Raw genomic sequence first — 18541 nt, forward strand, 5'->3', positions numbered from 1 at the left:
GAAACATCGGGCACTTGGCAGGCCCATGCGCGCCGACAAGTCAGGTCTTACCACTGGATCGTTCAACTCCCTTGCTTTCCAAGGCTTTTGACGCTCTGTGACCTTGCAGAAACGTGCCTGTCAACGCGTGCATATGCGTCCGCACTACCCCACCACATGAGCCCTACTATCGGCTCGCCATGACAGCAGCAGGGAAGCACCAGGTGAGCCGCGCGGAAACCTCACGCCGAGGCAGTCGGCCCGGCCGGGCCGGGATCAGAGACGTGGCCGCCGCTGCCGGAGTCTCCATCACAACCGTCTCCGATGCCCTCAACGGCAAGGGCCGGCTCCCGGACGCCACCCGGCGCCATGTCCGCGAGGTCGCCGACCGGCTGGGCTACCGGCCCTCGGCCGCCGCCCGCACGCTCCGTACCGGCAAGTCAGGCCTCATCGGCCTGACCGTGACGACATACGGGGATGAACCTTTCACCTTCACCGAGTTCGCGTACTTCGCCGAAATGGCCCGCGCGGCCACCTCGGCCGCACTCGCCCGCGGCTACGCCCTCGTGATCCTCCCCGCGACCTCGCGCCACGACGTCTGGTCGAACGTCGCCCTCGACGGCACGGTCGTCATCGACCCGTCCGACCAGGACCCGGTCGTCAGCGAACTGGTCAGACAGGGTCTTCCGGTCGTCTCCGACGGCCGCCCTGCTGGTTCGCTCCCGGTCACCGCCTGGGTCGACAACGACCACGAGGCCGCCGTACTCGGCATCCTCGACCACCTGGCCGACGCGGGCGCCCGCCGGATCGGACTGCTGACGGGCACCACGACGGACACATACACCCATCTGTCGACCACCGCGTACCTGCGCTGGTGCGAGCGGGTCGGCCAGGACCCGGTGTACGAGGCCTACCCGGCGCACGATCCCTGCGCCGGCGCCGTCGCCGCCGACCGGCTGCTCGCCCGCCCCGACCGCCCCGACGCGGTCTACGGCCTGTTCGACCCGAACGGCACCGACCTGCTCGCCGCCGCCCGGCGCTACGGACTGCGCGTACCGGACGACCTGCTTCTGGTCTGCTGCAGTGAGTCCACCGTGTACGCCAACACCGAGCCGCCCATCACCACGCTCTCGCTGAAGCCGCGCCGCATCGGCACGGCCGTGGTCCAGCTCCTCATCGACGCGATCGAAGGGGTGGAGTCGGACCAGCCGGTCGAGCAGGTGATACCGACCGAGCTGATCGTGCGTACCTCGTCCCAGCGACGGCCGCCGCGGACGACGGTCAGCCCGCCTCGGTCACCCGAGGAGCGGTAGAAGCAGGTCGGGAGAGGTGGCGGACGCAGGGCGGGGGAGGCCCCGGAGCAGGTCCGGGAGCGCCGGAAACAGGTCGGGAAGCGGCGGGGAGCGCGGTCATCAGGCGGCCGAAGCCCTGCCCAATCGGGGCGAAAGCCGCGGTGAACAGGAGTCCTGCTCCGATTCACCACCCCTGGGTCATCACATGGCGCGATCGGCATTCCTATGATGGGCCCACGACACCGCGGGCCGCTGCGACCAGGCAGTCCGATGCGGTGCAGCTGCGGCGCGATGGTGGAGGGGTCTGATGACTCAGGGGGCCGGTCAGGGACCCGAGGTGGAGCGGACGGCGACGTTGCGCGACTTCCGGGTGCCCGCTTACGTCCACGAGACCGGTCCGTACGCCCACAGCACGCATACGGGCGACGTCGTCCCGCTCCTCGGCGAGGGCTATCCGGAGGGGTACACGCCGACGGAGCGCGACCTTCCCGTCATCAACCGCGGTGACACGGTTCAGGTGCATGTCGACCCCGCCTCCCTGCCCGTCCAGCAGTCCACTGGCGGTCCCGGTCCGCTGTTCGTCGTCGGCGACGTGCACGGCTATCTCGACGAGCTGATGGCCGCCCTCCAGGAGAAGGGCCTGATCGACGTCGCGGGGAACTGGTGCGCGGGCACCGCCCGCCTGTGGTTCCTCGGCGACTTCACCGACCGCGGCCCCGACGGCATCGGCGTCATCGACCTCGTGATGCGGCTGTCCGCGGAGGCGGCCGCGGCCGGCGGCTACTGCAAGGCCCTCATGGGCAACCACGAGCTGCTGCTGATCGGCGCCAAGCGGTTCGGCGACACCCCCGTCAACTCCGGCGCGGGCACCGCCACCTTCCAGGCGGCCTGGCTGCTCAACGGCGGTCAGAAGACCGACATGGACCGCCTCCAGGACCACCATCTGCAGTGGATGTCGCGGCTGGACGCCATGGAAGAAGTCGACGGCCACCTGCTCGTGCACTCGGACACCACCGCCTATCTCGACTACGGCGACTCGATCGAGGCGGTCAACGACACCGTCCGCGAGACGCTCACCCGCAACGACGCCGACGAAGTCTGGGATCTCTTCCGCAAGTTCACCAAGCGCTTCTCCTTCCGTGACGAGGGCGGCGCCGACCATGTGCGCTCCTTGCTCGATACGTACGGCGGCACCCGCATCGTTCACGGCCACAGCCCCATTCCGTACCTGCTGGGCGAGGTCGGCTCCGAGGAGGGCGAGGACAGCACCGGGCCCTTGGTCGAGGGGCCGCACGTCTACGCCGACGGTCTCGCCATCGCGATGGACGGCGGCGTGACCATGGCCGGAAAGCTGCTGGTCCAGCAACTTCCCCTGGATATCTGACCGTTCACGGGGCAGGCGCGCCCCAGGGCAGTGACCTCAGGCGGCGCAGGCCAGGGCCCAATTTTGTCAAACCCCCTGTCACCGTGTGCCGTCACCGCTCTACCATCGGCTTATCCGTAGCAGGCTCCCCTCCGTTTCTGCCCGACGGCTCGTTGCCATGCGAGCCCCAAGCCCTACGGAGCATCGGGGGATGCACATGAACAGCGTTCCGCAGCACCTGCTCAGCGAGGACCGCCAGGACTACGAGCGGATCCTCGACGAGGCGCTGCGCTCCGCACCACACCGCCCGGAACTGACCGCTGTCGGACAGCGGCTCAACCCCGAACAGCTGCGCACCATGGCGCTCAACGCCACCGCACTCATCACGGCGGCCGCGGCGACCGAGTACCAGCATTACGTGAAGGTCCGCGAGGAACTGCGCCAACCAGCGCCGTCCACCCCGTCGTCGGCCCGCGAGCCCGGCTCCGTCGAGTCGGGTACGGGGGCGATGGGGCTCGCCACCACCATGGGAGAGGTCGCCGAGACCGCCGGCCCCGGTGTCATCGCCGTGGTCGCCGTCCTGGCACCCGTCCTCGCCGGCACCGCCGCGGCGATCTTCCTGCTCGTCGGCTACATCCTGAAGATGTTCGACCCCGAGCCGGCGTTCGCCCAGACGATGCTCACCACCGGATGGGTGTTCGGCGCCGTGGCAGCGGCCACGATCCTGGTCGCCGCCGTCGGACTCCTGCTCACCGCCCTGCGCAACCAGCCCGCGTTCGACGGCGGACCGTACGGCGAACTGAGCGAGGAGGTCGCCCGGGCCAGGGAGGCCTGGCGCGAGGCGCTGCTGGAGCGCGGCATCCTGCCCTTCCTGCGGGAGGCACTCGCCGACCCCGGCACGACATCGGCACTGCGCCGCACGCCACCGTCGACACCGGCCGGCCGCATCCCGAGCCTCGGCTACGACCGCCCGGGTTTCAGCAGCCCGGACGACGGAGCCTCCTCGGGCTCGCGCCCGAGCTTCACCAGCCCGGACTACACGAGCCCGGACTTCGGAGGGCCGGAACACCAGCCGGAGTAGCCCTCGGCTTGCGCCCCCGCCGTAGGAGAACCCCGCTCGGGGACCCTCCTCATCGACGGAGCCCCGGGGAGACATCCTCGGGGAGGCGCAAGCCGAAGACCTCGGGAGCACGCCCGACACCGGGGCATGGCGCCCTGGGTCAGGACGTCGACGTCAGTCCGCGATCGGCAGGTACACCCGGTTGCCCGTCGCCGCGAACTCCTTCGACTTCTGAGCCATGCCCTCCTCGATCTCCTCCTGGGACCCGCCGTGTTGGCGGCGAATGTCCTGGGAGATCTTCATCGAGCAGAACTTCGGCCCGCACATGGAGCAGAAGTGAGCCGTCTTGGCGGGCTCCGCCGGCAGCGTCTCGTCGTGGAACTCCCGCGCCGTGTCCGGGTCGAGGGCCAGGTTGAACTGGTCCTCCCACCGGAACTCGAAGCGGGCGTCGGACAGCGCGTCGTCCCACTCCTGTGCGCCGGGGTGTCCCTTGGCGAGGTCGGCCGCGTGAGCGGCGATCTTGTAGGTGATGACGCCGGTCTTGACGTCGTCACGGTTGGGCAGGCCCAGGTGCTCCTTGGGAGTGACGTAGCAGAGCATGGCCGTGCCCCACCAGGCGATCATCGCGGCGCCGATGCCGGAGGTGATGTGGTCGTACGCCGGCGCGACGTCGGTCGTCAGCGGGCCAAGCGTATAGAACGGAGCTTCATCGCAGATCTCCTGCTGAAGGTCGATGTTCTCCTTGATCTTGTGCATCGGGACGTGTCCCGGGCCCTCGATCATGGTCTGTACGTTGAAACGCTTGGCGATCGTGTTGAGTTCCCCGAGCGTCCTCAACTCCGCGAACTGCGCCTCGTCGTTGGCGTCCGCGATCGAGCCGGGCCTGAGGCCGTCACCCAGCGAGTACGTCACGTCGTACGCGGCGAGGATCTCGCAGAGCTCCTCGAAGTTCTCGTACAGGAACGACTCCTTGTGGTGCGCCAGGCACCACGCGGCCATGATCGAGCCGCCGCGCGAGACGATGCCGGTCTTGCGGTTGGCGGTGAGCGGCACATACGGCAGGCGCACGCCCGCGTGGACCGTCATGTAGTCCACGCCCTGCTCGGCCTGTTCGATGACCGTGTCCTTGTAGATCTCCCAGGTCAGCTCCTCGGCGCGGCCGTCGACCTTCTCCAGCGCCTGGTAGAGCGGCACGGTGCCGATCGGCACGGGGGAGTTGCGCAGTACCCATTCGCGGGTGGTGTGGATGTTGCGGCCGGTCGACAGGTCCATGACCGTGTCGGCGCCCCAGCGGGTCGCCCAGGTCATCTTCTCGACCTCCTCCTCGATGGAGGAGGTGACCGCGGAGTTGCCGATGTTGGCGTTGACCTTCACCAGGAACCGCTTGCCGATGATCATCGGCTCGATCTCCGGGTGGTTGACGTTGGCGGGAAGTACCGCACGGCCTGCGGCGATCTCCTCGCGCACCACCTCTGGAGAAACGTTCTCGCGGAGGGCCACGAACTCCATCTCGGGTGTGATCTCACCCCGGCGCGCGTAGGCGAGCTGCGTGACCGCCTTGCCGTCACGGCTGCGACGCGGCTGGCGCGGCCGTCCGGGGAAGACCGCGTCGAGGTTGCGCAGGCCGCCGCGCGGCGAGGTGTGCTTGATCCCGTCGTCCTCGGGACGGACGGGACGGCCCGCGTACTCCTCGGTGTCGCCGCGGGCGATGATCCAGTTCTCCCGTAGCGGGGGCAGCCCCCTGCGGACGTCGGTATCGGCGAGTGGATCGGTGTACGGGCCCGACGTGTCGTACAACGTGACCGACTGCCCGTTGGTGAGATGCACCTGGCGGACCGGCACCCGCAGATCGGGGCGTGAGCCCTCGATGTACGCCTTGTGCCAGCCGATGGACTTCCCGGCCTCCTGGGACTTGTCGTCCTGGACGGAGGCAGGCGTGCGTGCGTCCTTGTTGGTCATGAGACCTACTCCCTACGCCGGCATTACCCGGTAACAGGTTCGGCGGTCGACGCAGCGGTTTCCGTCTGCCGATGTTTCGTGTGAAACATCACTCGCGATGGGTGATGTTTCATGTGAAACATCGCTGGGACGGAGGTCAGCGCCCTCTCAGCCCGGTGCTCCGAGCTCCCGCGTGTACAAAGGTGGGCACCACGCTAGCGTCAATTCGGGCGCGGTGAACAGAGGGCCCCCCTCGTTCTTGCGATGATCGGTCGGTGACCACACCGCATGAACCTCCGTACCCACCGCCCGAGCGGCCCCGCGGATCCGGCGCCGGAAACGGCCCTTCGCGGGGCAACGGCCGTGCAGACGGCCGGGGTTCAGGAGTTCCCGGAGCCAGATACGACGGCGGATACGGCCGTGGTTCCGGAGGCAGCGGTCATGACGATCACACGGCTGGATCCGACGGGTGGCACGAGCACGGCCCCAGGACCGGCGGGATGCAGGAGCACGGGAGCGACGCCGGGGGCGGGCACGGGCGCGGCTTTGGTGCCGGTTCCGGGGCCGGTTCCGGGGGACCGTACCGTCACCATCCCGGCTCCGGCGGTCTGCACGATCATGGTCCCGGCTCCAGCGGCTCACCGGAGCAGGGTCCCGGCCCGGATGACGGCCACGGTCACGATTCCGGTGGTGGCCATGGGCACGGTCCCGGATCCGGCGGCTCACGAGGCGGCGGTGACGGCGGCGGGCACGGGCACTCGCACAGTCACGCCCACGGTCCTGCGGCACCTGTCTCCCAGCACCTGCGCAAGGTCATCGCGGCGATCCTGATTCCGTTCGCCGCGGCGGTGGTGGTGGGGCTCGCGGTGCTGTGGCCGGGTGGTGCTCCGCCGCACGAGCGCACCGGCGTCGGCTTCGACCGGCAGACGCAGCAGGCCACGGTCACCGAGGTGGTCGAGGTGAACTGCAAGGACGTGGGCGCCTCGGGAGTGCCCCCGACCGGTGACACCTCCACCGCCGAGGGTTCCTCCGCCGTGCAGCAGGAGAAGGGCACCTGCAAGAGGGCGACGATCCGCGTCGACACGGGCAAGGACAAGGGCCGTACGTTCACGGAGATCGTGCAGCCCGACCAGTCACGGCAGTTGCACGAGGGCCAGGAGGTCGTGGTCGCCTACGAGCCCTCGGCGCCCAAGGACCTGCAGTACTCGGTCACCGACGTGAACCGCAGGTTCCCGATGGCGCTGCTCGCCGGCATCTTCGCGCTCGCCGTCGTGGTGGTGGGCCGGATGCGCGGCGTCATGGCGCTGATCGCGCTGGCCATCAGCTTCCTGGTGCTGACCTTCTTCATCCTGCCGGCGATCCTGCAGGGCTCGAACCCGCTGGTCGTGGCGGTTGTCGGGGCCAGCGCCATCATGCTGATCGCCCTCTACATGTGTCATGGTCTGTCGGCCCGTACCTCCGTGGCCGTGCTCGGCACACTGCTCTCGCTGCTGCTGATCGGCCTTCTGGGCTCGGGGTTCATCGACTGGGCCGCGCTCACCGGCAACACGGACGACAACACCGGTCTCATTCACGGGCTGTACCCGACGATCGACATGAGCGGTCTGCTGCTCGCCGGCGTCATCATCGGTTCACTCGGTGTCCTCGACGACGTGACGGTGACGCAGACGTCCGCGGTCTGGGAACTGCACGAGGCCAACCCGACGATGGGCTGGCGCGGGCTGTATCGCGCGGGCATCCGGATCGGCCGCGACCACATCGCGTCCGTCGTCAACACGCTCGTCCTCGCCTACGCGGGCGCCGCGCTACCGTTGCTGCTGCTCTTCTCGATCGCGCAGAGCAGCGTCGGCACGGTCGCCAACAGCGAGCTGGTGGCGGAGGAGATCGTGCGCACGCTGGTGGGCTCCATCGGCCTGGTCGCCTCGGTGCCGGTCACCACGGCTCTAGCGGCTCTGGTGGTCTCGGCCGACCGGCCGGAGAAGGGTGCGGGGCCGGCGGGTACTCAGCCGGCCGCGGCGGGCGCACAGCCGCCCACGGGGCAGCCGGGTCCGGGGCGCGGCGGGCGGGGACGACGCCGGAAGCGGTGACGGATGCGGCCGTGGGGACCAGTGCCCGATACGGCCACGATGGAAGCCGTGACAGATGCGGCCGTAGCGAAGCAGTGCCCGATACGGGCACGATGGAAGCCGTGACGGATACGTCCCCGGCGGAAGCAGTGCCGGACTCAGCGGCCGATCTCGCGCACCCGATCCCGCTGCGGAGCCCCGAGTACGCCCCGCGCAGAAGAAGCGTTCCCGCGCGCCCCCACGGCGCCCGGCGAAGCGTTACGCCACCCCCCGCGCTGCCGTAACGCCTCAGCCCGCGCTCTGCTCCTCCGCCAGGATGCGGTCCAGGGCCTCGTCGAGGTGGGCGTCGAAGTCGGCGAGCGCTCCCTCCTGACCGAGCGGCACCAGCTTGTCGGTGCGGTCGAGGAAGGCCACGAGCGGCGCCACCGAGGAGCGGAACAGCGCCTGGTCGGCGCCGACCTGAAGCCGGATCAGGACATCGCCCAGCGTCTCGGATCCGGCCGGCGAGACCCGTACATCTCCCTCGCCGCACGGCCGGCCCACCCCATCGACCAGCAGCTCACGGCCGAAGGCCCAGGTCACCGGGGCATCGCCGGGCAGGTGGAAGGTCAGCCGTACGGCGTAGGGATCGCAGGTCTCGTAGCGCAGCTCCACCGGGATGCGGAAGGAGAGCTCCTCGGACACGAGAAAGCTCATCATGACCTCTGCCTGTACGGACTCGCGCATCGCCTACCCCGTCGGTTGCCTTCGACTGGCCGGGAACGGACCCCGACACTGGTGGAATCTTGCTGAACGTACACGAGAGATCACAAGGAGTGAGTTTTCAGATACTGATAGAGATCGCCAGTGACCCCAGGATCCGCCCGATCTCGTCCTGCAACTGCCGTGCCGCCGTCAGCAACCGGTCGGCCTGATGGACGGGCAGGGAAATGGCCATCGTCGCGGCCGTGGTGCCCACCGTGATGGGGATCGCCGCGCATACCGTGCCCAGCGCGTACTCCTGGCGCTCGGTGACGGGCTCCATCCGGCGGGTCCGTTCGAGGCGTTGCAGCAGCGTGCGGGTGTCGCGCACCGTGTACGGGGTGATGGACTGCACGGGATGGCGGTCGAGGTGGTCCCGGCGGGCGTCCTCGTCCAGTTGGGACAGCAGGCACTGGCCGATGGCGTGCGCGTGGCCGGTCTCACGGAAGTCGGCCCATTCCTCGACCGCCGGATTGCCCGGAGTGTCGGAAACGCACATGACCTCGATCTCGCCCTCGCGGTACTGGGCGTAGTAAACGGGGACACCGATGGCATCACGCCATTGGGCGAGCGCGTCGGCAACCGTGCTGCGACGTTTCTGCTGGGCCCCGCTGCTGCTCAGCCGTACGGCTGCCTCGCCGAGGAAGAACAGCCCTTTGTCGCGGTGCAGATAGCCCTCGTGCACCAGCGTGCGCAAGAGGTGGTACGCGGTGGGCAGCGCCAGGCCGGTCTCGCGGGCGAGTTGCTTGGCGGGGGCGCCGTACTCGTGGGAGGCGACGCATTCCAGCAGGCGCATCGCACGCTGGACGGATCCGATGAGCGTCGCGGAGGGCGGCTGTTCGGTGGGGGTCGGGGACGCCTGCCGCGGTACCTGGGGTACGGAGGAGCGCGGCCGTCCCATGGGCGTCTGGGGTTCTGAGGGTGCGTGGGGGTCTGAGGGTGCGGTGTCAACCGTGGCCAAGGGTCACTCCCGAAGCGCGAGGGGGAGCCCGTGCTGGGGAACACGGGAGGGGGTGCACGCCGCTCGCGGGGTCATCCCCGCGTCGATTTCCGGACTCTATTCGTCCGTCACCGCTCGCAGACGCCCTGCCCGAAAACTTCCCTCGGCCGAGGGAACCGGTGATTCCTGTTACCGCCTCCCTGTCCCCACGGCTCTCACCAGTCGCTGCGGGACGAGGAACTCGACGTGAACTTCCGTACGACGTAGATCAGTCCACCGACCAGGGCCACGAAGACCAGCACCTTGAAGAGCAGTCCGATGACGAACCCGACGACGCTGGCGATCAGCCCGCCGAACACGACCAGGGCGATGACCGGCACCGCGATCCACTTCACCCACCACGGCAGTCCTGCGAAGATCTCACGCATCGTCCTCGTCCTTGCCTCTCCGCCCGTCACTGTGCCGGGTCCGGTCCGTCGAATCTGCTGATTCCCTGCACTCGATGCTAGGGCGGGCAGGTGCCCCGGCGGGGGCCTCGCAGCCCTTGTCCTCCCCTGATCGATCCCCTAGGGAACCCTGAGGCCGAAGGTCAGCTCTCAGGCGGAGAGAAGACGACGAGCACCCGCAGGTCCTCGCTGATGTGGTGGAACTTGTGGGCGACACCGGCCGGCACGTACACCACGCTGCCGCGCGCCACCTGCGTGGTCTCCATGCCGACGGTGATGTGGGCGCGGCCGCTCACAACGAAGTAGACCTCGTCCTGGTTGTGCGGCTTCTGTGGATCGTGCTCGCCGGCGTTGAGCGCGTACAGGCCGACCGACATGTTCCGCTCCCGTAGAAACTGCAGGTAGGCGCCCTCGTTGGCGGCGCGCTCCGCCTCCAGTTCATCCAGCCGGAATGCCTTCATCGCTGTCGTCCGCCCTTGTCCCACTGCTCATGGCCGATTTCGTCTGCCACGATCAGACACATGAAGAATTTCGTAGTCAAGACGATCGCCAACGCGGGTGCCCTGGCGGTCGCCGTATGGCTGCTCGACAAGATCACCCTGACCGGTGACAGCACGGGCAAGAAGGTCGGCACCCTGATCATCGTCGCGCTGATCTTCGGCCTGGTGAACTTCCTGGTCAAGCCGATAGTCAAGCTGTTCAGCCTGCCGCTGCTCATCCTGACGCTCGGACTGTTCACCCTGGTCGTCAACGCGCTGATGCTGCTGCTCACCTCGTGGCTGGCCGACCAACTCGACCTGAGCTTCCACGTCGAAGGCTTCTGGACCGCGGTTCTCGGCGGCCTGATCATCTCGATCGTCTCCTGGGCGCTGCACGTCGCCCTGCCCGACGGGGACTGAGCGTTCGATGACCTACCGCGTCTGCTTCGTCTGCACCGGCAACATCTGCCGCTCGCCCATGGCCGAATCCGTCTTCCGCGCTCGGGTGGAGGAGGCCGGACTCGACGGGCTGGTCGAGATCGACAGCGCCGGCACCGGCGGCTGGCACGAGGGCGACCCGGCCGACCCGCGCACCGTCTCCGTCCTCGAGGAGCACGGCTACGACAGCGGTCACACGGCCCGGCAGTTCCAGCCGTCCTGGTTCGAACGCCTCGACCTCGTCATCGCGCTCGACACCGGCCACCTCAAGGCCCTGCGCCGCCTCGCGCCTTCGCCGGAGGACGCGGCGAAGGTGCGGCTGCTGCGTTCCTACGATCCCGCCGCGGGCGACGACCTGGATGTTCCGGACCCGTACTACGGCGGCCGGGACGGCTTCGAGGAGTGCCTCGAGATGGTGGAGGCGGCCGGCACCGGACTCCTCGCGGCGGTCCGCGAGCAGATGGAGGGACAGGCGGCATGAGCGACACGGGTGCGCAGCGGCCGCCTTCCGGAGACGGCACGCGTGCGGTGCGGGCAGGGCTGCCCGAGCCGGTCAAGTACGAGCCCACTCTGCCTGGCCCGGTGTTCGCCGCGCACTACCACCTGCCGGGCGAGCCCACGGGACCGTACACCTACGGCCGCGACGAGAACCCGACCTGGACGCATCTCGAGCGCGCCATCGGCGAGTTGGAGGCGCCGGGAGAGGACGGCGTCGAGACGCTGGTCTTCGCGTCGGGCATGGCCGCGACCTCGTCGGTGCTCTTCTCCCAGCTGCGCGCCGGGGACGCGGTCGTCCTGCCCAGCGACGGCTACCAGGCGCTGCCTCTGGTACGCGCGCAGCTGGAGGCGTACGGCATCGAGGTGCGCACGGCGCCGACCGGCGGGGACGCCCAGCTCGGCGTCCTGGACGGCGCGAAGCTGCTGTGGATCGAGACCCCGTCCAACCCCGGCCTGGACGTGTGCGACATCCGGCGGCTCGTCGAGGCGGCACACGCGCGGGGCGCCCTCGTCGCCGTCGACAACACGCTCGCGACACCGCTCGGACAGCGGCCGCTGGAGCTCGGCGCCGACTTCTCCGTGGCCAGCGGCACCAAGCAGCTGACGGGGCATGGCGATGTGCTGCTGGGATACGTCACCGGCCGGAACGCCGAGGCCATGACCGCCGTACGGCGCTGGCGCAAGATCGCCGGGGCGATTCCGGGACCCATGGAGGCCTGGCTCGCGCACCGTTCCCTCGCCACGCTCCACCTGCGCGTGGACCGGCAGAACGCCAGTGCCCTGGCGGTCGCCGAGGCGCTGCGGGACTGGCCGGAGGAGCTGGGGGTGCGCTATCCCGGGCTGCCTGGTGACCCCTCGCATGCCATCGCCGCGCAGCAGATGCTGCGCTACGGCTGCGTGGTGTCCTTCACGCTGCCCACGCGCGCGCGTGCCGAGCGTTTTCTGGACGCCCTGCGGCTCGTCGACGACGCGACCAGCTTCGGTGGGGTGCGGTCCACGGCCGAGCGGCGCGGACGCTGGGGTGGCGACGCGGTGCCGGAAGGCTTCATTCGCATGTCGGTCGGTGCCGAGGATCCCGAGGATCTGGTGGCGGATGTACTGCGTGCGCTGGACGAATCGGCTCGGTGACGGGGTTTTCCCACACCTCCGTCTGTGTGCAGCTACGTAGAACGGGCGGTCCGAACCTCCCCCCTCGTGGCTCGGACCGCCCTCGGTTCCGCGCGCGAAGAACCGCGCGAACAAGGCTAGTTGACTCTCTGTCAGTGTCCAATCACAGTAGCGACAGCGACCTATCGACTTATTTATAGTTGGGCCCTGCCCTGAGGGTGGGGAGAAGGGCGGGGAAAGGGAGGGTGTGGCATGGATCTGGCCTTGTTGCGCACTTTTGTGACCGTGCACCGGGCCGGTTCCTTCACCCGCGCCGCCGCGTTACTCGGTCTGTCACAACCGGCCGTGACCTCGCAGATCCGCACGCTGGAACGGCAGTTGGGCCGCCCTCTGTTCCTACGGCAGGCCCGCGGGGTGACACCGACGACCATCGGCGATGAACTCGCCCACAAGGCCGCCCCACACCTCGACGCCCTGGTGGAGATCGCCGAGACCGGCCTCGACGACGACTCCTCCTTACGCACCCTGCATCTCGCCGGCCCTCCTGAGTTCACCGCCGAGCGGGCGCTGCCCGCGCTCACCGAGCTGACCGGCGAGGACGGCCAGGCATTTGCGCTGCGCGCGTCCTTCGGCAACGCCGAGGAGACCCTGGAGGGGCTGGCCGCCGGGCATCACGATCTGGCCATCAGCACGGCCCGTCCGCGCGGCGCTCTGCTCACCGCGACTCCGCTCTGCGACGAAGAGCACGTCCTCGTCGCCGCTCCCCCCTGGGTGGACCGGATCGACTCGGGGCAACTGCGCCACAAGGGAGCGCACGCCCTGGAGGACGTCCCGGTGGTGGAGGTGCACGAATCGTTGCCCTTCGTGTCCCGTTACTGGGCTTCGGTCTACGACTCCCGTCCCGCCGCCCCGGGCACCGTGATCGTCCCCGACCTGCGCGCGGTCCTCGCCTGTGCGACCGCCGGGGCAGGACTTGCGGTGTTGCCCCGCTATCTGTGCGCGACCGCCCTGGAGCGTGGCGATGTCGTCGCCCTGCACGATCCGCCGGTGCCGCCGCTGCGGACATACTTCCTGGTGGTCCGGACCGGCACGCTGGCGATGCCACAGATCGCCCGGGCCCACGAGTGGCTGCTGCGAGCGGCTTCCGCATGGGCCTGACCAGGGAATCTCTGCTCCTTACCCGGTGAGCTCGAGCGGTGACGTTTCGCGATGTTTCACGTGGAACCAGCCGGGCCACATTTCTCCCATGACCGTCCGACCCGTGGTCAAGCGCACCGCCCGCGCCGTTCTGCTGGACGGTGACGACCTGATCCTGATCAAGCGCACCAAGCCCGGCATGGATCCCTACTGGCTCACTCCTGGTGGCGGGGTCGAGCCGACGGACACGACCGTCGTCGAGGCCCTGCACCGAGAGGTCTACGAGGAGCTCGGCGCGAAGATCGTCGACGTGGTGCCCTGCTTCGTCGACACCGTTGAGCACATAGGCGAGGACGGCGGCGCGACCGGGGTGAAGGTGCAGCACTTCTTCGTCTGCCGTCTGGAGTCCATGGACCCGTCCTTGCGGCACGGGCCGGAGGTCGACGAGCCCGTCGGCGAGTACGAGATCGTGCGGGTGCCGTTCACCCGGGTCGGGATCGCCTCTGTGCATCTCGTACCGCTGTCCTTGCGGCACTATCTGGACGGCAACATCGAGGGTGTCCGCGCCATGCACGCCCCCGACCTGGGCTGATACCGACGGCCAACCCTGCCTGCAGCGACGGTTGGTCAGGCCTCGGCGACGACCAGCTCCTCCACCGAGTCATGGCGTATGCGCTCGGACGGCATGCCGATGTCTCTCAGGGCATTGACACCGCTGCGGATCATGCCGGGCGGACCTGAGACATAGGCGTCGTACTCGGTCCAGGGTCCGTACTCGCGTATGGCGTCGGGAAGCTGGAGGAGCCCGTGCCGGTCCACAACCGGGCGGACCGCCAGCCAGTGGTGGGACTGCTGAAGCCTCAGCATCGTGTCGATGTCGTACAGGTCGTGGTCGGTGCGGGCGCCGTAGAAGACCTCGACCGGTCGCCGTTCACCGTGCTCGGCAACGTCCTCGACGAGTGCCTTGATGGGCGCTATGCCGGTTCCTCCGCCCAGGCAGAGCAGGCCGCTGTCCGTGGTGTGGTCCACGGTCATCGAACCGGCCGGCGGGCCGAGCCGGATGATGTCCCCCGGTCGGGCGCGGTGCACCAGCGCGTTGGAGACCCAGCCAGCGGGCACGGCCTTCACATGGAACGTCAGCAGCCCGTCGGAGCGGGGCGCCGAGGCGAAGGAATAGTGCCGCCAGATCCGCGGCCACCAGGGCGTCTCCACGCTCGTGTACTGGCCGGCGAGGAAGGGGTAGGGCTGGTCGGGGCGGACGGTGATGACCGCGATGTCCCTGGTCCTCAGGTCGTGCGACACGACCTCCGCGTACCACCAGGCGGGGGCGCGTAGTTCGTCCGCGGCGGCCGCGTCGATCATGACCTGCGAGATCGTCGTGTACGCCCGGACCCAGGCGGCTTCCATCTCCCCGTCCCAGACGCCGGAGGCGTACTTGCTCAGTGCGCCGATGAGGCATTCGCCGACGGCCGGGTAATGCTCCGCCCGGGTGCCGTACTTGCGGTGGCCGCGGCCGAGGTTCTGCAGGTACTCGACGAGGACGGGTTTGTTGTCGATGTGCTCGGCCGCCGTGAGCAGGGCCTTGAGCAGCCGGTCTCGCTGAGTGTCCATCGCGGCCGGGAACAGGGAGCGCAGGTCGGGATGGCGCACGAAAAGCAGCGCGTAGAAGTACGAGGTGACCTTGTCGGCCACGGGCGCGACCTCGGCCATCGTCCGGCGGATCAGGATGGCGTCCGGGGAGGCGGGTTGGGCCGGGGCGGGGCGCTGGGTCGGAACGCTCCGTTGGGGGGACGGCGGGGAAAACGGGGTGAGGTCCGATATCGCGGTGTGTGCTGTGGTGGCCTGGGCGGCGGCAGGGGGCGCTTGGCGTGAGGGCGAGGCGAAGGCAGACGGCTGTTGGCCTGGAGCTTGGGCGGGGGCCGGCGTCGAGAGCGTGGGTGCCCTGTGGCTCGGGGCGGGTGTGACGGGGGTCGATAGCGCGGCCGGTGCCCCTCGTTCCGGGGCGGGGGGTACGGCACGGTCCGGTGTGCCGTGACCGGAGTCGTCATCCGCGAGCGTCGGCTCTGCGGGGGTCGCCTCTGTCGGGGTCGCCTCTGCGGGGTCATCCGGCGCGGCGAGCTGTTTGCTGTCCTGGGCCGACGGGGCTGTGCCGGTGCCTGTCGTCGTCCTGCCGACCGGGCGCATCGCGGCCAGTCGGCTGCCCTCGGCCGTCTCCTGTTCGGTGCCCGGAGTCGTCGCCGGCTTCTTGCGCGGCGTGAACCAGCCGCCCCCGCCGCCGGAAGTGCCGTTGTCGGCCGACGTGGTGGTCGGAGCGTCCATGGTGTGCCTCGCCTCGAACATCTTTCGGTCGGTCTGCGCACTTCCTCGGTCGGAAGGTGCCTGCTTCCCCCGTGACGGCTTACTTTTCCCCGTTCCTTGCTGTGACCAATACGGCCCCATTCAACCCGTATTCACCCTCGGTACGGACAAGTAAGGCGAGAGTGTGACATTGGCCGCAGTACTCTCACCGCAGCATCCCATCGCGCGTGGACGCCCCGGCCGCATACCGGAGAATGCGGGTCTTCGATCTCTCCGTCCCGTTAGGCTGCATTGCCTTGCGCTCGGTCCACGCCGGGAGTCTGCATCACAGCTCGGACACGAACCGGAGTCGACCCTACCGGCCGACGCTCCGATCACAAGTCCCCCCTTCCTCTCTCACGAATGGGGCGAGGGAGCGAACGAGCAATTGCTTCAATTAACGGCTACTGCGCACCAATTCATAGGCTTCCCACAGGTCCATCCCCATGTAGGAGTGGGTCGCGAGGCCTGCCAGATGACGGTCCGCGTTGACCGCGACGGAAACCGGGACGGCACCGAACAGGTCCTTGTCCGACAGCGAATCGCCATAGGCCACGCAGTCGGCCCGTGTCACCCCGAACTCCTCGCAGAGGCGGTCGGCGATAAGGACCTTGGCCGCGGCGCTGAGCACTCCCGCCGGATCGACGGGTTCCGTGAACGGCACGGCCGGAAAGCGCGAACCGTACGCCGCATGCGCGCCCCAGGCCGTCAGTCGCTCCACGAAGAACGAAGGCGAGAGCGAAACGACGGCGCAGTAGTCGCCCTGTCCCCTGATCTCCCCCCAGACGTCACGGATCCGGCCCAGCCAAGGAGCGCCTTCGAACGCGGCCGCGACATGGGCCTCGGTGAGATCCACCCACAGCGCGTGCACCCGCGTCGCATATTCCGGAGGTCCGATCAGCCCCGCCGAGATCTCCCGGTCGAGCGCCACGGTCTCCGCTTCCAGCCCGAGTTGCCGTGAGATCTCCACAGGCGCTGACGTTCCGTGCAGAAGCGTGCCGTCGAGATCGAAGAGGTGAAGTCTCGCCATGAGCCATGAGGCTAATGCGAGCAGCTGTCGCTCCCTTGGGCGGGCGGAAACAGCTCGGCGGTCGCCGTACGTCCCGGTACACGCTCTCCGATCGCCCTTGATGACTGCTCTCCTGATGGACGCTCGCCGTTCGTCCATGTTTCACGTGAAACACGCGGCATCAGTCGGACCGTTGTGCGGTGGACCATGACATGGCCAAAAGCTCGTACGTCTCCCCGGAAACGGCTGGACGATCAGGGCCGTCGTCAGACAGCCTGACCTGCGTGCCGACTCCTTCCCTCGCCGCTCTGCCCATCCGCCGTCTGACGCCTCGCGACCTCACCGCCTGCGCCGACTTGTCCGAGGATCGGGGCTGGCCCCGTGAGGAACACAAGTGGGGATTCCTCCTCACCGCCGGGAGGGGCTATGGCATCGACGACCCCGATGGCGGCCTCGTCAGCGCCTGCGTTGTCACAACGTACGGACCCCAGGACCGCCCCGATCTGGGTGCCATCGGCATGGTCCTGGTCGCCGAGCGGCATGCCCGCCGGGGCATCGGACGCCGACTGATGCGTCACGTCATCTCCGCGATGGGCACGACCCCGCTGACGCTGCATGCGACGCCGAACGGCCGACCGCTCTATGAGGAACTCGGCTTCAAGACCACCGGCCGGGCAGAGATGGTGTGCGGGCACTTCAGGCCCGGCAGCTCGGGGCCCGGGGTCGTCACGCGTGCGGCCACCGCCGAGGACCTCACCGCGATCCTGCGACTCGACGAGGAGGTGTTCGGCGCCGACCGCACGCACATCATCACGCGGTTGCCTGCTTTCACCGATCAGTTGCGCGTCGCCGAGGAGAACGGCAGCATCATCGGATACGCGGGCGCCTGGCCCAACATGACCACCCAGGTCGTGGGCCCTCTGATCGCCCGCGACACGGAGACCGCGAAGGCGCTCATCGCCTCCCTCGCCGCCCACACCGACCGCCCATTGCGCACCGACATCGACGTACGCCACGAGGAGCTGCTGGTCTGGGCGAAAGAGCACGGTCTGGCCTCCGTCGCCTTCAACTCGGTCATGACGCACGGCATCACGGAACTGCCCGGTGACTGGACCCGGCGATTCGCTCCCCTGACGGTGGCGGCAGGCTGAGGCAGTCGACTGCGAGTTGAGACAGCCATAGGAAACGCCGGTCCGCGTGAGGAACCGGCGTTTTCGTCGTCGATGCGGAGGCGCTGTCAGGCGAGTGCCTCGATCGCAGCCGTCGCGAACTCGTGGTCCTGCTCCGGCGCGCCCCCACCGACCCCGATCGCGCCGATCAGCCGGCCGTCTCGATGGATCGGCACGCCACCCGCGATGAACAGCAGCGGCCGGTCGAGTGCGGTGGGCAGGGTATGGAAGGGGCCACCAGGCTGTACGGCGTCGACGAGATCGGCGGTAGGGGCGTCGAGCTGCAGTGCCGTGTAGGCCTTGCGGGTGCTGGTCTCCCCGGAGATCAGCACGGCTCGGTCGTCCCGCCGGAAAGCGAGCAGATGGCCTCCGGCATCCAGCACGGTGACACTGACCGTCACTCCGGCGGCCTCGGCGGCCCGGTGGGCGGCGGCGACGAGCGTATCGGCGTCCTGGGTGCTCAGGGGGGCGATGACGGTGCTCATGGGGTTTCTCCTTGTGCAGAGGTGCTGGGGTGGGATCTCAGCGCGGTGGTGCTGAGG

18 protein-coding genes are annotated in these 18541 nt (G+C 68.9%); 10 read left to right on the forward strand and 8 right to left on the reverse strand.

Going from position 1 to position 18541, the window contains the following annotated elements; translation table 11 throughout:
* Window positions 1–179 precede the first annotated feature (179 nt).
* The 3 genes from ACQEV2_RS21020 (at window position 180) to ACQEV2_RS21030 (ending at window position 3715) form a co-directional block, all read left to right on the forward strand.
* The gene (locus ACQEV2_RS21020; protein WP_078504158.1) at window positions 180–1292 is read left to right on the forward strand and encodes a LacI family DNA-binding transcriptional regulator; all 1113 of its coding nucleotides are present in this window, start codon (window positions 180–182) and stop codon (window positions 1290–1292) included.
* Between the two features lie 286 nt (window positions 1293–1578).
* Window positions 1579–2655 (forward strand): metallophosphoesterase, encoded by a 1077-nt coding sequence (locus ACQEV2_RS21025; RefSeq protein WP_433043548.1) that lies wholly within the window; start codon window positions 1579–1581, stop codon window positions 2653–2655.
* 190 nt (window positions 2656–2845) lie between these two features.
* Entirely contained in the window at window positions 2846–3715 is an 870-nt protein-coding gene (locus ACQEV2_RS21030; protein ID WP_433043551.1) for a hypothetical protein, read from the forward strand.
* A 153-nt stretch (window positions 3716–3868) separates the two neighbouring features.
* Here the strand turns inward: ACQEV2_RS21030 and thiC are convergent, their stop codons facing one another.
* Window positions 3869–5653: a phosphomethylpyrimidine synthase ThiC gene (gene thiC, locus ACQEV2_RS21035; protein ID WP_433043554.1), complete on the reverse strand. Its 1785-nt coding sequence runs from the start codon at window positions 5651–5653 to the stop codon at window positions 3869–3871.
* A gap of 479 nt (window positions 5654–6132) precedes the next feature.
* Here thiC and ACQEV2_RS21040 point away from each other — a divergent pair, with 479 nt between their 5' ends.
* Window positions 6133–7719, forward strand: a complete 1587-nt coding sequence (locus tag ACQEV2_RS21040) for a YibE/F family protein (protein WP_433043557.1) — start codon at window positions 6133–6135, stop codon at window positions 7717–7719.
* A 267-nt stretch (window positions 7720–7986) separates the two neighbouring features.
* Here ACQEV2_RS21040 and ACQEV2_RS21045 read toward each other — a convergent pair whose 3' ends face one another.
* The 4 genes from ACQEV2_RS21045 to ACQEV2_RS21060 form a co-directional block, all read right to left on the reverse strand.
* On the reverse strand, window positions 7987–8424 hold the full coding sequence (locus ACQEV2_RS21045; RefSeq protein ID WP_062707976.1) for an SsgA family sporulation/cell division regulator: 438 nt from the start codon (window positions 8422–8424) through the stop codon (window positions 7987–7989).
* Between the two features lie 97 nt (window positions 8425–8521).
* The gene (locus tag ACQEV2_RS21050; RefSeq protein WP_433043562.1) at window positions 8522–9340 is read right to left on the reverse strand and encodes an IclR family transcriptional regulator; all 819 of its coding nucleotides are present in this window, start codon (window positions 9338–9340) and stop codon (window positions 8522–8524) included.
* A gap of 254 nt (window positions 9341–9594) precedes the next feature.
* Window positions 9595–9807, reverse strand: a complete 213-nt coding sequence (locus tag ACQEV2_RS21055; protein WP_030048440.1) for a DUF5326 family protein — start codon at window positions 9805–9807, stop codon at window positions 9595–9597.
* Between the two features lie 161 nt (window positions 9808–9968).
* Window positions 9969–10286 (reverse strand): cupin domain-containing protein, encoded by a 318-nt coding sequence (locus ACQEV2_RS21060; RefSeq protein ID WP_062721140.1) that lies wholly within the window; start codon window positions 10284–10286, stop codon window positions 9969–9971.
* Window positions 10287–10346: 60 nt separating this feature from the next.
* On the opposite strand from ACQEV2_RS21060, the gene ACQEV2_RS21065 reads away from it, so the two are divergent.
* The 5 genes from ACQEV2_RS21065 (at window position 10347) to ACQEV2_RS21085 (ending at window position 14076) form a co-directional block, all read left to right on the forward strand.
* Window positions 10347–10724 (forward strand): phage holin family protein, encoded by a 378-nt coding sequence (locus tag ACQEV2_RS21065; protein WP_433043567.1) that lies wholly within the window; start codon window positions 10347–10349, stop codon window positions 10722–10724.
* Between the two features lie 7 nt (window positions 10725–10731).
* Window positions 10732–11223 (forward strand): low molecular weight protein-tyrosine-phosphatase, encoded by a 492-nt coding sequence (locus ACQEV2_RS21070; protein WP_433043570.1) that lies wholly within the window; start codon window positions 10732–10734, stop codon window positions 11221–11223.
* Complete coding sequence (locus tag ACQEV2_RS21075; RefSeq protein WP_433043573.1) at window positions 11220–12368, forward strand: cystathionine gamma-lyase; 1149 nt, start codon at window positions 11220–11222, stop codon at window positions 12366–12368. The genes ACQEV2_RS21070 and ACQEV2_RS21075 overlap by 4 nt, the downstream gene beginning before the upstream one ends.
* 231 nt (window positions 12369–12599) lie before the next feature.
* The gene (locus ACQEV2_RS21080; protein WP_433043576.1) at window positions 12600–13505 is read left to right on the forward strand and encodes a LysR family transcriptional regulator; all 906 of its coding nucleotides are present in this window, start codon (window positions 12600–12602) and stop codon (window positions 13503–13505) included.
* An 88-nt stretch (window positions 13506–13593) separates the two neighbouring features.
* Entirely contained in the window at window positions 13594–14076 is a 483-nt protein-coding gene (locus ACQEV2_RS21085) for an NUDIX domain-containing protein (RefSeq protein WP_433043579.1), read from the forward strand.
* Between the two features lie 35 nt (window positions 14077–14111).
* Here ACQEV2_RS21085 and ACQEV2_RS21090 read toward each other — a convergent pair whose 3' ends face one another.
* Together ACQEV2_RS21090 and ACQEV2_RS21095 are read right to left on the reverse strand one after the other, a co-directional pair.
* Window positions 14112–15824, reverse strand: coding sequence for a globin domain-containing protein (locus tag ACQEV2_RS21090; RefSeq protein WP_433043582.1), 1713 nt, complete (start codon window positions 15822–15824; stop codon window positions 14112–14114).
* 394 nt (window positions 15825–16218) lie between these two features.
* Window positions 16219–16851 carry an HAD family hydrolase gene (locus tag ACQEV2_RS21095; RefSeq protein ID WP_433043585.1) on the reverse strand — a complete coding sequence of 211 codons (633 nt, stop codon included), beginning with the start codon at window positions 16849–16851 and terminating at the stop codon, window positions 16219–16221.
* Window positions 16852–17114: 263 nt separating this feature from the next.
* On the opposite strand from ACQEV2_RS21095, the gene ACQEV2_RS21100 reads away from it, so the two are divergent.
* Window positions 17115–17981, forward strand: coding sequence for a GNAT family N-acetyltransferase (locus ACQEV2_RS21100; RefSeq protein ID WP_433043588.1), 867 nt, complete (start codon window positions 17115–17117; stop codon window positions 17979–17981).
* Window positions 17982–18067: 86 nt separating this feature from the next.
* Here ACQEV2_RS21100 and ACQEV2_RS21105 read toward each other — a convergent pair whose 3' ends face one another.
* Window positions 18068–18484: a GlcG/HbpS family heme-binding protein gene (locus tag ACQEV2_RS21105; protein WP_433043591.1), complete on the reverse strand. Its 417-nt coding sequence runs from the start codon at window positions 18482–18484 to the stop codon at window positions 18068–18070.
* Window positions 18485–18541 lie beyond the last annotated feature (57 nt).

It is taken from the genome of Streptomyces sp. CA-251387, assembly GCF_050936625.1.
GTDB lineage: Bacteria > Actinomycetota > Actinomycetes > Streptomycetales > Streptomycetaceae > Streptomyces.

Excerpts from the sequence above, each read along its gene's own strand:
- ACQEV2_RS21030 (WP_433043551.1), top strand. The coding sequence starts at position 2,846 with ATGCACATGAACAGCGTTCCGCAGCACCTGCTCAGCGAGGACCGCCAG.
- ACQEV2_RS21050 (WP_433043562.1), bottom strand. The coding sequence starts at position 9,340 with ATGGGACGGCCGCGCTCCTCCGTACCCCAGGTACCGCGGCAGGCGTCC.
- ACQEV2_RS21070 (WP_433043570.1), top strand. The coding sequence starts at position 10,732 with ATGACCTACCGCGTCTGCTTCGTCTGCACCGGCAACATCTGCCGCTCG.
- ACQEV2_RS21075 (WP_433043573.1), top strand. The coding sequence starts at position 11,220 with ATGAGCGACACGGGTGCGCAGCGGCCGCCTTCCGGAGACGGCACGCGT.
- thiC (WP_433043554.1), bottom strand. The coding sequence starts at position 5,653 with ATGACCAACAAGGACGCACGCACGCCTGCCTCCGTCCAGGACGACAAG.
- ACQEV2_RS21105 (WP_433043591.1), bottom strand. The coding sequence starts at position 18,484 with ATGAGCACCGTCATCGCCCCCCTGAGCACCCAGGACGCCGATACGCTC.
- ACQEV2_RS21055 (WP_030048440.1), bottom strand. The coding sequence starts at position 9,807 with ATGCGTGAGATCTTCGCAGGACTGCCGTGGTGGGTGAAGTGGATCGCG.
- ACQEV2_RS21020 (WP_078504158.1), top strand. The coding sequence starts at position 180 with ATGACAGCAGCAGGGAAGCACCAGGTGAGCCGCGCGGAAACCTCACGC.
- ACQEV2_RS21080 (WP_433043576.1), top strand. The coding sequence starts at position 12,600 with ATGGATCTGGCCTTGTTGCGCACTTTTGTGACCGTGCACCGGGCCGGT.
- ACQEV2_RS21045 (WP_062707976.1), bottom strand. The coding sequence starts at position 8,424 with ATGCGCGAGTCCGTACAGGCAGAGGTCATGATGAGCTTTCTCGTGTCC.
- ACQEV2_RS21040 (WP_433043557.1), top strand. The coding sequence starts at position 6,133 with ATGCAGGAGCACGGGAGCGACGCCGGGGGCGGGCACGGGCGCGGCTTT.
- ACQEV2_RS21025 (WP_433043548.1), top strand. The coding sequence starts at position 1,579 with ATGACTCAGGGGGCCGGTCAGGGACCCGAGGTGGAGCGGACGGCGACG.
- ACQEV2_RS21095 (WP_433043585.1), bottom strand. The coding sequence starts at position 16,851 with ATGGCGAGACTTCACCTCTTCGATCTCGACGGCACGCTTCTGCACGGA.
- ACQEV2_RS21090 (WP_433043582.1), bottom strand. The coding sequence starts at position 15,824 with ATGTTCGAGGCGAGGCACACCATGGACGCTCCGACCACCACGTCGGCC.
- ACQEV2_RS21085 (WP_433043579.1), top strand. The coding sequence starts at position 13,594 with ATGACCGTCCGACCCGTGGTCAAGCGCACCGCCCGCGCCGTTCTGCTG.
- ACQEV2_RS21060 (WP_062721140.1), bottom strand. The coding sequence starts at position 10,286 with ATGAAGGCATTCCGGCTGGATGAACTGGAGGCGGAGCGCGCCGCCAAC.
- ACQEV2_RS21065 (WP_433043567.1), top strand. The coding sequence starts at position 10,347 with ATGAAGAATTTCGTAGTCAAGACGATCGCCAACGCGGGTGCCCTGGCG.